Source organism: Pseudomonas sp. GW823-FHT04A03 (genome assembly GCF_058796615.1).
The window spans coordinates 128,476-141,739 of record NZ_JBXAIV010000014.1 but is presented as its reverse complement, the minus strand read 5'-3'; the positions used below and the strand labels follow the sequence as shown (position 1 = coordinate 141,739).

The 13,264-nt window shown below is 60.0% G+C and carries 16 protein-coding genes; 15 read left to right on the top strand and 1 reads right to left on the bottom strand.

Translation table 11 applies throughout. The annotated features are described in order from the left end of the window. Window positions 1-528 precede the first annotated feature (528 nt). Genes rluC through sppA form a run of 3 tightly spaced genes read left to right on the top strand, consistent with a single transcriptional unit; the run spans window position 529 to window position 3,154 of the window. Window positions 529-1,491 carry a 23S rRNA pseudouridine(955/2504/2580) synthase RluC gene (gene rluC, locus AC1Q9F_RS26075; protein WP_492621244.1) on the top strand — a complete coding sequence of 321 codons (963 nt, stop codon included), beginning with the start codon at window positions 529-531 and terminating at the stop codon, window positions 1,489-1,491. Further along, entirely contained in the window at window positions 1,478-2,140 is a 663-nt protein-coding gene (locus tag AC1Q9F_RS26070; RefSeq protein WP_492621243.1) for an HAD-IA family hydrolase, read from the top strand. Before rluC ends, AC1Q9F_RS26070 begins: the two co-directional genes overlap by 14 nt. Window positions 2,141-2,164: 24 nt before the next feature. Further along, window positions 2,165-3,154 (top strand): signal peptide peptidase SppA, encoded by a 990-nt coding sequence (gene sppA / locus AC1Q9F_RS26065; RefSeq protein ID WP_207983643.1) that lies wholly within the window; start codon window positions 2,165-2,167, stop codon window positions 3,152-3,154. Between the two features lie 47 nt (window positions 3,155-3,201). Here the strand turns inward: sppA and AC1Q9F_RS26060 are convergent, their stop codons facing one another. Next, window positions 3,202-3,780, bottom strand: coding sequence for a Maf family protein (locus tag AC1Q9F_RS26060; protein WP_492621242.1), 579 nt, complete (start codon window positions 3,778-3,780; stop codon window positions 3,202-3,204). Window positions 3,781-3,886: 106 nt separating this feature from the next. On the opposite strand from AC1Q9F_RS26060, the gene AC1Q9F_RS26055 reads away from it, so the two are divergent. The 12 genes from AC1Q9F_RS26055 to AC1Q9F_RS26000 all read left to right on the top strand — a co-directional run bounded on the left by AC1Q9F_RS26055 (window position 3,887) and on the right by AC1Q9F_RS26000 (window position 13,262). Beyond that, the gene (locus tag AC1Q9F_RS26055; RefSeq protein ID WP_003204262.1) at window positions 3,887-4,414 is read left to right on the top strand and encodes a YceD family protein; all 528 of its coding nucleotides are present in this window, start codon (window positions 3,887-3,889) and stop codon (window positions 4,412-4,414) included. 13 nt (window positions 4,415-4,427) lie between these two features. Next, window positions 4,428-4,610 carry a 50S ribosomal protein L32 gene (gene rpmF, locus AC1Q9F_RS26050; protein WP_003179396.1) on the top strand — a complete coding sequence of 61 codons (183 nt, stop codon included), beginning with the start codon at window positions 4,428-4,430 and terminating at the stop codon, window positions 4,608-4,610. A gap of 4 nt (window positions 4,611-4,614) precedes the next feature. Beyond that, the gene (gene plsX, locus AC1Q9F_RS26045) at window positions 4,615-5,625 is read left to right on the top strand and encodes a phosphate acyltransferase PlsX (RefSeq protein WP_207983641.1); all 1,011 of its coding nucleotides are present in this window, start codon (window positions 4,615-4,617) and stop codon (window positions 5,623-5,625) included. Between the two features lie 125 nt (window positions 5,626-5,750). Then, on the top strand, window positions 5,751-6,689 hold the full coding sequence (fabD, locus tag AC1Q9F_RS26040; protein ID WP_007950787.1) for an ACP S-malonyltransferase: 939 nt from the start codon (window positions 5,751-5,753) through the stop codon (window positions 6,687-6,689). A gap of 16 nt (window positions 6,690-6,705) precedes the next feature. Beyond that, window positions 6,706-7,449, top strand: coding sequence for a 3-oxoacyl-ACP reductase FabG (gene fabG / locus AC1Q9F_RS26035; protein WP_007950790.1), 744 nt, complete (start codon window positions 6,706-6,708; stop codon window positions 7,447-7,449). A 196-nt stretch (window positions 7,450-7,645) separates the two neighbouring features. Then, window positions 7,646-7,882: an acyl carrier protein gene (gene acpP, locus AC1Q9F_RS26030; protein ID WP_003175607.1), complete on the top strand. Its 237-nt coding sequence runs from the start codon at window positions 7,646-7,648 to the stop codon at window positions 7,880-7,882. 108 nt (window positions 7,883-7,990) lie between these two features. After that, window positions 7,991-9,235, top strand: a complete 1,245-nt coding sequence (fabF, locus tag AC1Q9F_RS26025; RefSeq protein WP_064120373.1) for a beta-ketoacyl-ACP synthase II — start codon at window positions 7,991-7,993, stop codon at window positions 9,233-9,235. Next, entirely contained in the window at window positions 9,235-10,050 is an 816-nt protein-coding gene (pabC, locus tag AC1Q9F_RS26020) for an aminodeoxychorismate lyase (protein WP_064383485.1), read from the top strand. The genes fabF and pabC overlap by 1 nt, the downstream gene beginning before the upstream one ends. A gap of 3 nt (window positions 10,051-10,053) precedes the next feature. Next, window positions 10,054-11,235, top strand: coding sequence for an endolytic transglycosylase MltG (gene mltG, locus AC1Q9F_RS26015; RefSeq protein ID WP_207983639.1), 1,182 nt, complete (start codon window positions 10,054-10,056; stop codon window positions 11,233-11,235). A 19-nt stretch (window positions 11,236-11,254) separates the two neighbouring features. Further along, window positions 11,255-11,887 (top strand): dTMP kinase, encoded by a 633-nt coding sequence (gene tmk / locus AC1Q9F_RS26010; RefSeq protein ID WP_492621241.1) that lies wholly within the window; start codon window positions 11,255-11,257, stop codon window positions 11,885-11,887. After that, entirely contained in the window at window positions 11,880-12,863 is a 984-nt protein-coding gene (locus AC1Q9F_RS26005; RefSeq protein WP_207983638.1) for a DNA polymerase III subunit delta', read from the top strand. The genes tmk and AC1Q9F_RS26005 overlap by 8 nt, the downstream gene beginning before the upstream one ends. A gap of 42 nt (window positions 12,864-12,905) precedes the next feature. Then, window positions 12,906-13,262 (top strand): PilZ domain-containing protein, encoded by a 357-nt coding sequence (locus AC1Q9F_RS26000; RefSeq protein ID WP_007950801.1) that lies wholly within the window; start codon window positions 12,906-12,908, stop codon window positions 13,260-13,262. Window positions 13,263-13,264: the final 2 nt, after the last annotated feature.

Sequence of the window (13,264 nt, the reverse complement as noted above, 5' to 3'; positions counted from 1 at the left end):
TCAGTCAGGAGGAGGAATCAACCGGTGGCTGTGGACGAGATGAAGCGTCTTGAGAAAGCCTGTTGCTACACAGTCCAGCGGTTGTGCATCTCCACCCTACACGTATCCCTGATAATTCGGGTGCTGCCGCGCGCAGAATCCGCAGCGGGTTGGCATTTACCGTGAGCTCCGAAAGGGGAGGTCACGCATCATGGCTAATTCAGGCGGTGTTTCCGGAGTCTTCGCTCGGGGTCATCCGCGGCTGACTGCACTTTGTGAACTGGCCGTGAATATGGCTCGCGTGGCGAGTCAAAACTCTGCTTTGCGGCGTGATTCAGGCCTCATGTCACCTGCGCTTGTTACAGCTGCAAACTCCACCGTTACGTAGCAAAAGCCCCGTAGGACGGCCTCGCGTCCTGGTGAATTGCGTTGGTCAGGGCCGGTTTTTGACCGTGGTTCCGCTGTCCAGGCCGCTTTTGGCGGCGTTCGCGACTATAGCAGCAATGATTAAGTGCTTCAATTCCATAAAAAATTGTTATCATCGGCGCCATGACGACTACTGCCCCTTCGACTCCAGGCGTTCAACTGCTTGAGGTCTCGCCGGAATATGCCGGCCAACGAATCGACAATTTCCTCCTCGCCCGGCTCAAAGGCGTGCCCAAGACCTTGATTTACCGCATTTTGCGCAAAGGCGAAGTGCGTGTGAACAAAGGTCGGATCAAGCCCGAATACAAGCTGCAGGCCGGCGACATCGTGCGCGTGCCACCCGTGCGCGTGCCTGAGCGTGACGAACCGGTGCCTTTGGCCCAAGGCCTGTTGCAGCGCCTGGAAGCCTCGATTGTCTACGAAGACAAGGCCCTGATCGTGATCAACAAGCCCGCCGGCATTGCGGTTCACGGTGGCAGCGGCCTGAATTACGGCGTTATCGAAGCCTTTCGTCAGTTGCGCCCCGATGCCAAGGAGCTCGAGCTGGTTCACCGTCTCGATCGCGACACCTCCGGCCTGCTGATGATCGCCAAGAAGCGCAGCATGTTGCGCCACTTGCATGCCGCGTTGCGCGGTGACGGTGTCGATAAACGCTACATGGCGCTGGTTCGCGGCAACTGGGCAACCTCGATCAAGCAGGTCCGTGCGGCGCTCGGCAAGAGCAATCTGCGCTCCGGTGAGCGGATGGTCGAGGTTGACGAGGAGGAGGGCAAGGAGTCTGTGACCGTGTTCAAGGTCCTGCGTCGCTTTGGCGATTTTGCCACTCTGATCGAAGCCAAACCGATCACCGGTCGTACGCACCAGATCCGCGTCCACACGTTGCACGCCGGGCATTGCATTGCGGGTGACACCAAATACGGCGATGACGATTTCAGTAAGGAAATCCGTGATCTGGGCGGCAAGCGCCTGTTCCTTCACGCCTACATGCTGACCGTGCCGCTGCCCGATGGCGGTGAACTCAAGTTGCAGGCACCGGTCGATGAGATGTGGGCCAAGACTGTGGAGCGATTGAGTGCGCCCATCTGATTACAAACTGCTGATTTTCGATTGGGACGGCACGCTCGCCGATTCCATTCATCGGATTGTCGAGGCGATGCACTCGGCATCCGGACGTTCAGGTTTTGAGTTGCGTGATGATTTTGCCGTCAAAGGCATCATCGGGCTGGGCTTGCCCGAGGCGATCCGCACCTTGTATCCGGAAATCAGCGATGCCGAAATGACCTTGTTCCGCGAGTATTACGCGGATCACTACATCGCTGCAGAAGCGGTGCCTTCGCCGTTGTTCGAAGGTGTAGTCGAGTCGATGGCGTCTTTTCGCGAGCAGGGCTATCACCTGGCTGTCGCGACCGGCAAGAATCGTCGCGGGCTGGATCGGGTGCTCAGGGCCAATGGTTGGGAAGATTATTTCGATATCACCCGCGCTGCCGATGAAACTGCAAGCAAGCCGCACCCTCTGATGCTGGAGCAGATCCTTGCGCATTGCGGTGTGCGTGCCGAACAGGCGCTGATGGTTGGTGACTCGTCCTTCGATCTGCTGATGGCGCGCAATGCGGGGATGGATTCGGTGGCGGTCAGTTATGGCGCGCAATCGATCGAATCACTGCAGCAGTTCGAGCCGCGACTGTCGATCGACCATTTTTCCGAATTGCACGCCTGGCTGGGGAAGCAGGCTTAATACGTTTTTGCTGGGGTGGATGGCATGACCGACGAATGGAAAGCACCGGCCAAGGCAACTGCCGACGACGGTGATGCGAAAAGCTGGAAGCTGCTGGAAAAGACCCTGCTGGCTGGCGTGCAGGAACAGCGTCGTTCGCGGCGCTGGGGCATCTTCTTCAAGTTGCTGACCTTTGTTTATCTGTTTGTTGCGCTGATCCTGTTCACGCCGTTGATGGATATGGAGAAAAGCGCAACTCGTGGCCCGAACTACACCGCGCTGATCGACGTCACCGGCATGATTGCCGACAAAGAACCGGCCAGTGCCGACAACATTGTCGGTAGTCTGCGGGCGGCGTTCGAAGACAAGAAGGTCAAAGGCGTAATCCTGCGCATCAACAGTCCGGGCGGCAGTCCGGTGCAGTCGGGTTACGTGTATGACGAAATCAAGCGCCTGCGCGGCCTGCATCCCGATACCAAGCTGTACGCGGTGATTTCCGATCTGGGCGCTTCCGGTGCCTATTACATCGCCAGCGCGGCGGATCAGATCTATGCCGACAAGGCCAGTCTCGTGGGTTCCATTGGTGTGACGGCGGCCGGTTACGGGTTTGTCGGCACCATGGAAAAGCTCGGTGTCGAGCGTCGCACTTACACCTCCGGCGAGCACAAGTCGTTCCTTGATCCGTTCCAGCCGCAGAAGCCGGAAGAAACCGCGTTCTGGCAGAGTGTGCTGGATACCACGCACAAGCAGTTCATCAACAGCGTCAAGCAGGGGCGTGGCGATCGCCTGAAAGACAAGGAGCATCCGGAGCTGTTCTCCGGGCTGGTCTGGTCTGGCGAGCAGGCGCTGCCACTGGGTTTGATCGATGGTCTGGGCAATGCCAGTTCGGTGGCGCGTGACGTGATTGGCGAAAAGGAACTGGTGGACTTCACCGTTCAGGAATCGCCGTTCGACCGCTTCTCGAAGAAGCTCGGTGCCAGCGTTGCCGAGAAACTGGCAATGTGGATGGGTTTCAACGGCCCGTCGTTGCGCTGATCGAATGCTGCAAGAAAAACCGGCCTGAGGGCCGGTTTTTTTGTGGGTCAGGGAATCTGTACGCCTTCCGTCAACAGCATGTCGATCAGGCGAATCAGTGGCAGGCCGATCAGGCTGGTGGCGTCGGGGCCTTCGGTGGATTGGAACAGGCTTACACCCAAGCCTTCGGCCTTGAAGCTGCCGGCGCAGTCGTAGGGTTGCTCGGCGTGCAGGTAGCGCTCGACGCGGGCCTGATCCAGTACGCGCATGTGCACGGTGAAAGGTACGCAATCGACCTGGCAGTGGCCTGTCTGGCTGTTGAACAGGGCCAGGCCGGTGAGGAAGGTCACGCTGGCGCCGCTGGCGGCCATCAGTTGTTCGCGGGCGTTTTCGAAGGTGTGCGGCTTGCCGATGATGCGCTCGCCGAGTACCGCAACCTGGTCGGAACCGATGATCAGGTGAGCAGGGTGGCTGTCGGCCAGGGCGCGGGCTTTCTGTTCGGCGAGGCGTTTGACCAGCTCGATTGCCGACTCGTTCGGGCGATGGCTTTCATCGATATCCGGCGAGCTGCAGACGAACGGCAGGCGCAGGCGGCTGAGCAATTCCCGACGATAGGTCGAGCTTGAAGCGAGTAATAAAGGCAGCATTCGCATCTCCAGAGGCAGGCGACAGATTCTAGCGGAGGCGCGCAAGTGACGGACAGGGCACAATTTCCTTTGACATGGGTGGGTGCATCCCTATAATGCTGCGCCTATGTTGAATGACCCGATTCCACCTCACGTTGACCCGCGCAAATTGGCTGACCGTGGCACCACCCTTCAAGGTGAACTGCTGCTGGCCGATTTGAAGAGACTCTGCGACCCGCTTTCCGACGATGTCGGTACGGTGCAGGCAAAATTCGTTTTTGAACGAGATGAACGTAAATCTGTGGTGATCCACAGCTTTATCGACACCGAAGTCAAAATGGTTTGCCAGCGTTGTCTTGAGCTGGTCACCCTGCCGATCCACAGCGAATGCAGTTACGCTGTAGTGAAGGAGGGTGCGAATACCCAGTCGTTACCGAAAGGTTATGACGTGCTGGAACTGGGCGAAGATCCATTGGATCTGCAGTCACTGATCGAGGAGGAGCTTCTGCTCGCCTTGCCCATTGTGCCTGCTCATCATCCGGAAGAATGCCAGCAGCCGGCGGGAGCAGATGAGCCCGAACCGAGCGAGGACGAGGTAACGCGGTCCAACCCGTTCAGTGTATTGGCGCAGTTAAAGCGTGACCCAAACGTTTAGGAGTTAATCAATTATGGCTGTTCAGCAGAACAAAAAATCCCGCTCTGCCCGTGACATGCGCCGTTCGCACGACGCTCTCGAGGCTAGCACCCTGTCTGTAGAAAAAACCACTGGTGAAGTTCACCTGCGTCACCACGTATCGCCAGAAGGCGTATACCGTGGCCGTAAAGTGATCGACAAGGGCGCTGACGAGTAATCACTTGTCCGCTCAAGTCATCGCGATTGACGCAATGGGCGGGGACTTCGGTCCCCGCAGCATTGTTCAGGCCAGCCTTGCTTGCCTTTCTGCTACACCCTCGCTGCACCTGACCCTCGTCGGTCAACCCTCCCTTCTTGAAGAACTGATCACCGGCCAATCGGCTGCCGATCGCGCGCGCCTGACGATTGTTCCGGCGTCCGAAGTCATCACCATGGACGAAAAACCTGCTCAGGCCCTGCGTGGCAAGCCGGACTCGTCGATGCGTGTCGCCCTCGAATTGCTGCGTGACGGCAAGGTTCAGGCCTGTGTCAGTGCCGGCAATACCGGTGCCTTGATGGCCCTGTCGCGATTTGTGCTCAAGACCCTGCCGGGGATTGATCGTCCGGCCATGGTCGCCGCGATCCCTACCCAGAAGGGCTATTGCCAGTTGCTCGATCTGGGCGCCAACGTCGATTGCAGTGCTGAGCATCTGTTGCAGTTTGCCGTGATGGGGTCGGTGGCGGCGCAAACCCTGGGCATTGCCCGTCCGCGTGTCGCGCTGCTGAATATCGGTACCGAAGACATCAAGGGCAATCAGCAGGTCAAGCTGGCTGCGACGTTGCTGCAGGCTGCCCGGGGCATCAATTACATCGGTTTCATCGAAGGTGATGGCTTGTATCGCGGCGAGGCGGATGTGGTGGTTTGCGACGGTTTTGTCGGCAACATCCTGCTCAAGTCCAGCGAAGGCCTGGCGACGATGATCGCCGCGCGCATCGAAGCCTTATTCAAGAAAAGCCTCGCCTCCCGCGCTGTCGGTGCACTGGCGCTGCCATTGATGAAGCGTCTGCAGGCTGATCTGGCGCCGGCGCGACACAACGGCGCAAGCTTCCTCGGTTTGCAGGGCATTGTCGTGAAAAGTCACGGTTCGGCCGGGGTTCAGGGGTTTCAGAGTGCCATTCAGCGAGCGCTGATCGAGATTCAGGAGAATCTTCCCGAACGCCTGCACGGCCGTCTGGAGGATTTGTTGTCTTAGGCGTTTTCGTCGGACAATGCTTAAATGTGACCGCCCGGTTCAAAGGGCCATCCAACTGTCAGTTTCTTGCGTCCCTCTAGCGGGATGCCATTTTTCCGACGACAAGATCATTAGGGGCTTGTTACATGTCTGCTTCCCTCGCATTCGTCTTTCCAGGACAGGGTTCGCAGTCCCTCGGCATGCTGGCCGAGCTGGGCGCGCAACATCCACTGATCCTCGAAACTTTCAAAGAAGCATCCGATGCTCTGGGCTATGACCTGTGGGCGCTGACCCAGCAGGGTCCGGAAGAGCTGCTCAATCAAACCGATAAAACCCAACCGGCCATTCTGACCGCTTCCATCGCCCTGTGGCGTCTGTGGCTGGCGGAAGGTGGTGCGCGTCCGGCCTTCGTTGCCGGTCACAGCCTGGGTGAGTACAGCGCGCTGGTCGCTGCCGGCAGCCTGAGCCTGGCGGATGCGGTAAAGCTCGTTGAGCGCCGTGGCCAACTGATGCAGGAAGCCGTTCCGGCCGGGCAGGGCGGCATGGCTGCCATCCTCGGTCTGGAAGATGCCGACGTGCTGGCGGCCTGTGCCGAAGCGGCGCAAGGCGAAGTGGTCAGCGCTGTGAACTTCAACTCCCCGGGCCAAGTGGTGATCGCTGGTGCCAAGGCTGCCGTTGAGCGTGCCATTGAAGGCTGCAAGGCCCGTGGCGCCAAGCGTGCCATGCCGCTGCCGGTCAGCGTGCCATCGCACTGCGAACTGATGCGCCCGGCTGCCGAGCGCTTCGCCGAGTCCATCGCTGCCATCGACTGGCAGGCGCCGCAGATCCCTGTGGTACAGAACGTCAGCGCCCAGGTGCCGGCGGATCTGGAAACCCTCAAGCGTGATCTGCTGGAGCAACTCTACAAGCCGGTTCGCTGGGTCGAATCCGTACAGACTCTGGCCGCCAAAGGCGCGACCAACCTGGTCGAGTGCGGTCCTGGCAAGGTGCTGGCCGGTCTGAACAAACGTTGCGCCGAAGGCGTTTCGACTTCCAACCTCAATACCCCAGACGCTTTCGCTGCCGCCCGTGCAGCGGCTGTCTGAATCAGGAGAAGCTTGCATGAGTCTGCAAGGTAAAGTTGCACTGGTCACCGGCGCAAGCCGTGGCATCGGCCAGGCTATCGCACTGGAACTGGGTCGTCAGGGCGCCATTGTTGTTGGCACCGCGACTTCCGCTTCGGGCGCCGAGCGTATTGCTGCGACCCTGAAGGAAAACGGCATTCAGGGCGCAGGTTTCGAACTGAACGTCACCAGCGACGAATCGGTTACCAAGGTGCTGGCGAGCATTCAGGAGCAGTTTGGTGCGCCGGTGGCGATTCTGGTCAACAATGCCGGCATCACCCGCGATAACCTGATGATGCGCATGAAAGACGACGAGTGGTACGACGTGATCGATACCAACCTGAACAGTCTGTATCGCCTGTCCAAGGGCGTTCTGCGCGGCATGACCAAGGCGCGTTGGGGCCGAATTATCAGTATTGGCTCGGTGGTGGGTGCCATGGGCAACGCTGGCCAAGTAAACTATGCAGCCGCCAAGGCCGGTCTGGAAGGTTTCAGCCGTGCCATGGCGCGTGAAGTCGGTTCGCGTTCGATTACGGTCAACTCGGTAACCCCAGGGTTCATCGACACCGATATGACTCGCGAGCTGCCTGAAGCACAGCGTGAAGCCTTGCAGACGCAGATTCCGCTGGGCCGTCTGGGACAAGCTCAAGAGATCGCGTCCGTGGTCGCTTTTCTTGCATCCGACGGTGCGGCATACGTGACCGGGGCTACAATCCCGGTTAACGGCGGGATGTACATGTAATTCAAATGTGACGGATTGCTTCAAAAAAATGTCATACGAGCTGTCTAAAATCCGTTATAAAGCTGAAATCTATTTATAGGCAGAGGGCCGCAGGGTTTGAGGAGTGAAGCTTTCAGTTGAAAAGCTGAAAAGTCTTTCTATACACTTACCCACTGGCCAGCTGCCTGAATTTGTCCATTAGGAGTGAAAACAAGGTATGAGCACCATCGAAGAGCGCGTCAAGAAAATCGTTGCCGAGCAACTGGGTGTTAAAGAAGAAGAAGTGGTCAACACCGCTTCCTTCGTAGAAGACCTGGGTGCCGACTCCCTTGACACCGTTGAGCTGGTGATGGCTCTGGAAGAGGAATTCGAGACCGAAATCCCTGACGAAGAAGCTGAGAAGATCACTACTGTACAAGCTGCAATCGACTACGTTACTAGCCACCAGGCGTAATAGTTTGTAATCGTTGCTTGCTGTCATGGAAAAACCGCACTGCCATCATGGCGTGCGGTTTTTTCTTTAGGCCTGATGCAAAGTCGTCATTTGAAAAAGGAGAGTGCTGTGTCGCGTAGACGCGTCGTAGTCACCGGTATGGGTATGTTGTCGCCACTGGGCACGGATGTGCCGAGCAGTTGGCAGGGCATTCTGGCTGGCCGCAGTGGCATTGGTCTGATCGAACACACCGACCTTTCTGCCTATTCCACCCGCTTTGGCGGCTCGGTAAAGGGCTTCAATGTCGAGGAATACCTGTCGGTCAAGGAAGCGCGCAAGCTCGACCTGTTCATTCAGTACGGTCTGGCGGCCGGCTTTCAAGCCGTGCGCAATGCCGGTCTGGAAGTCACCGATGCCAACCGTGAACGCATTGGCGTGGCCATGGGTTCGGGTATCGGCGGTCTGACCAACATCGAAGAAACCAGCCGCACCCTGCACGAGACTGGCCCGCGCCGGATTTCTCCGTTCTTTGTGCCTGGCTCGATCATCAATATGATTTCCGGTTTCCTGTCCATCCACCTGGGTGCACAGGGGCCTAACTACGCCATCGCCACAGCGTGTACCACCGGTACGCACTGCATCGGCATGGCGGCGCGCAACATCATGTACGACGAAGCCGACGTGATGATTGCCGGCGGTGCCGAGATGGCCGCGTGCGGTCTGGGCATGGGCGGCTTTGGTGCTTCCCGTGCGCTGTCGACCCGCAACGACGAGCCGACCCGTGCCAGCCGTCCGTGGGACAAGGGCCGTGACGGCTTCGTGCTGTCCGACGGCGCCGGTGCCTTGGTGCTCGAAGAGCTCGAGCACGCCAAGGCCCGTGGCGCGACCATCTACGCCGAGCTGATCGGTTTCGGCACCAGTGGCGACGCCTTCCACATGACTTCGCCACCCGCCGACGGCGCCGGTGCTGCACGCTGCATCACCAATGCGCTGCGCGATGCGAAGATCAACGTCGATCAAGTGCAATACATCAACGCCCACGGCACTTCGACGCCGGCCGGCGACCTCGCTGAAGCCAACGCGATCAAGTCGGTGTTCGGTGAGCACGCTTACAAGCTGGCGGTCAGCTCCACCAAGTCCATGACCGGTCACCTGCTGGGTGCGGCGGGCGCGGTCGAGGCGATCTTCAGCGTGCTGGCGATCAACAGCCAGGTGGCGCCGCCAACCATCAACCTCGATGAGCCGGACGAAGGCTGCGACCTCGATTTCGTGCCGCACACCGCGCGCAACATGGACATCGATGTCGTGCTGTCCAACTCGTTCGGGTTTGGCGGCACCAACGGCACGTTGGCGTTCCGTCGGTTCGCCGGCTGATGGACTGCTGGGTCGACGGTCTGCCGGCTGACGCTCTGTCGCTGAAAGATCGCGGCCTGGCTTACGGCGACGGTCTGTTCGAGACCATCGCCGTGCGTGGCGGCCAGCCGTTGCTGCTGGATCGGCATCTGACGCGTCTGGCCGATGGCTGTGCGCGTCTGGCCATTGCTGCCGACATCGAGCGGGTTCGTCATGAGCTGCAATCCTATGCTGCCGCGATGGGCGAGGGCGTGCTCAAGCTCATCCTTACCCGTGGCGACGGATTGCGCGGTTATGCGCCGGATCCTTCGGCGCAGGGCCGGCGCATTCTGCAAGGCAATCCACCCGCGGCTTATCCAGCGGCCCACGCCGAGCAGGGCGTTCGCCTGTTTCCGTGCAGCACGCGCCTGTCCAGGCAGCCGTTGCTCGCCGGGCTCAAACACCTCAATCGACTGGAACAGGTCATTGCCCGCGCCGAATGGCAGGACAGTGAGCATGCCGAAGGTTTAATGCTTGATCAGGCCGGTCGGGTGATCGAAGGTGTGTTCAGCAACCTGTTCCTTGTGCGTGACGGTGTGCTGATCACGGCGGACCTGAAACGCTGCGGTGTGGCCGGTGTGATGCGCGCAGAAATATTGTTTCAGGCCGAGTCCCTGGGCATTCCCGTGCAAATCACCGACATCCCCCTCGAACAGCTGCAATGGGCCGATGAAGTCTTTGTCTGCAACAGCGTGTATGGCGTCTGGCCGGTACGTGCCTGTGCTGCTCTGAGCTGGCCGGTTGGCCCGCTCACCCGTAAACTGCAAACCATTGCCCGCGCGCTACTGGATGCCTGATTCGTGAGACGTAAACTTTTGCTGCTGCTGGAAACCGGACTGGTTCTGGCAGGGCTGCTGTTGGGCGCCAGCGCCTGGAAGATTCATTCGGCACTGGAACAGCCCCTGAACATCACGCAGGAAGAACTGCTGGATGTTCCCAAGGGATCCACCCCGACCCGTACTTTTCTTGGACTCGAAGCCGATGGCGTCATCAAGGACGCCTTCTGGCTGCGGGTCTATTGGCGCTTCAACCTCGCCGGCACGCCGATTCACAGCGGTGAATACCGCATGCAGCCGGGCATGACCGTCAACGGCCTGATCGACCTGTGGAAGCGCGGCGATGTGGTTCAGTACAGCCTGACCCTGGTCGAGGGCTGGAACTTCCATCAAGTGCGTGCCGCGCTGGCCAAAGATGAAAAGATCGAGCAGACCCTCAACGGTCTGAGCGACAGTGATGTGATGGCCAAAATCGGTCACAAGGGCCTGTTCCCTGAAGGCCGCTTCTTCCCCGACACCTACCGCTTCGTGCGCGGTGTGACCGATACCGAACTGCTGAAAAAGGCCTTCGACCGCCTCGACGAAGTGCTGGCCAAGGAGTGGGAAAAACGCTCCGCCGACGTACCCTACACCGAACCCTATCAGGCGCTGATCATGGCGTCGCTGGTGGAGAAGGAAACCGGCGTGCCTCAGGAGCGTGGCCAGATTGCCGGCGTCTTCGTGCGGCGCATGGCGCTGGGCATGCAGCTGCAGACCGACCCGACGGTGATCTACGGCCTGGGTGATCGCTATAACGGCAAGCTGACCCGTGCTCATCTCAAGGAAGCCACACCGTACAACACGTACATGATTCCGGGTCTGCCGCCGACGCCGATCGCCATGGTCGGACGTGAAGCCATTCACGCCGCACTCAACCCGGTGGATGGCACCAGCCTCTACTTTGTTGCCCGTGGCGATGGCAGCCACGTGTTCTCCGATGATCTGGACGCTCACAACAACGCGGTGCGCGAGTACCAGCTCAAGCGGCGCGCGGATTACCGCTCGAGCCCGGCGCCGACGACCGCGCCCGAGGCCGCTCCGGCAGCCGAGGAGGCGATTCCTGCCGCCTCACCTGATACCGCACCGGAATCGTTGCCGCAGCCGCCTGCTCAAGAGCCTGCACCGACGCCGGAACCGGAAGCCTCCGCTCCCCAAAACACGCAATGACTTTGATTAAGGACTGCCTGTGACTGGCTTGTTTATTACCCTGGAAGGCCCGGAAGGCGCCGGCAAAAGCACCAACCGCGAATACCTCGCCGAGCGCCTGCGCGCCGCCGGTATTGAAGTGGTGCTGACCCGCGAGCCCGGCGGTACGCCGCTGGCCGAGCGTATTCGTGAGGTGTTGCTGGCCCCGGTCGACGAAGTGATGAATCCGGACACCGAGCTGTTGCTGGTGTTCGCCGCCCGTGCCCAGCATCTGGCTGGAGTCATTCGCCCGGCGCTGGCCCGTGGCGCGGTGGTGCTGTGCGATCGTTTCACCGATTCGACTTACGCCTATCAGGGCGGCGGTCGCGGCTTGTCGCTGGAGCGCATCGCGGCGCTGGAAACTTTCGTGCAGGGCGACCTGCGCCCTGACCTGACGCTGATTTTCGATCTTCCGGTGGAAATCGGCCTGGCCCGGGCCAGCGCCCGCGGTCGTCTGGATCGTTTCGAGCTGGAAGGCCGTGAGTTTTTCGAGGCCGTGCGCAGTGCGTTCCTCAAGCGTGCCGAAGCTGATCCGGCGCGTTACGTGCGGATCGACGCCGGTCAGCCGTTGGTCAAGGTTCAACAATCGCTGGATACCCTGATTCCGAACTTGCTGGAGCTGAGCCGTGGCTGAGGCCTATCCGTGGCAGGACAGCCTCTGGCAGCAACTGGCCGGTCGCACTCAGCACGCTCACGCGTATCTGCTGCACGGTCCGGCCGGGATCGGCAAGCGCGCGCTGGCCGAGCGGCTGATGGCCAGCCTGCTGTGCCAGCGTCCGACACCTGAAGCCTGCGGCGAGTGCAAATCCTGCCTGCTGCTCAGGGCCGGCAGCCACCCGGACAATTACATCCTCGAACCGGAGGAAGCGGACAAGGCGATCAAAGTCGATCAGGTGCGCGATCTGGTCAGTTTCGTGGTGCAGACCGCGCAACTGGGCGGGCGCAAGGTGGTGCTGATCGAGCCGGTGGAGTCGATGAACATCAACGCCGCCAACGCCTTGCTCAAGAGCCTTGAAGAGCCGTCCGGCGATACCGTGTTGTTGCTGGTCAGCCACCAGCCGAGCCGTTTGCTGCCGACCATCAAGAGCCGCTGCGTGCAGCAGGCCTGTCCGCTGCCGAGCGAATCCATGAGCCTGCAATGGCTGGCTCAGGCATTGCCGGAATGTTCCGAAGACGAACGGGTCGAACTGCTGACTCTGGCCGCCGGCTCGCCGTTGGCCGCCGTCACGTTGCAGGGGCAGGGCGTGCGTGACCAGCGCGCGCAGGTTGTCGAAGGCGTGAAGAAGCTGCTCAAGCAGCAGCAATCACCGACGCAACTGGCCGAGGAGTGGAAAAACATTCCGATGCTGCGGCTGTTCGACTGGTTCTGCGACTGGTCGAGCCTGATCCTGCGCTATCAATTGACCCAGGACGAAGCGGGTCTCGGCCTGACCGACATGCGCAAGGTCGTGCAGTACCTGGCGCAGAAAAGTGCCCAGGCTAAAGTGCTGGATATTCAGGACTGGATCCTCGCCCAGCGCCAGAAAGTCCTGAGCAAGGCCAACCTCAATGCGGCATTGCTGCTGGAAGCGTTGCTGGTGCAATGGGCGAGCTTGCCTGGCCAAAGATAAGAATGTGTACCTAGACTCTGAACATCAGTAGTGGAGGTCAACATGAATGAACCTGTGAGCCCGGGGCCGCGTAACGGCATCTTGTCTCTGACCATCAAGGACAAGTCGGTCCTTTACGCCGCCTACATGCCGTTCATCAAGAACGGTGGCCTGTTCATCCCGACCAACAAGAGCTACAAGTTGGGCGACGAGGTGTTCATGCTGCTGAACCTGATGGACGAGGCGGAGAAGATTCCGGTGGCCGGCAAAGTGGCCTGGATCACCCCCAAAGGCGCCCAAGGCAACCGCGCAGCCGGCGTCGGCGTGCAATTCAACGATGGCGACAACACCGCGCGCAGTCGCATCGAAACTCATCTGGCCGGAGCCCTGAAGTCCGACCGTCCCACTCATACGATGTAAGT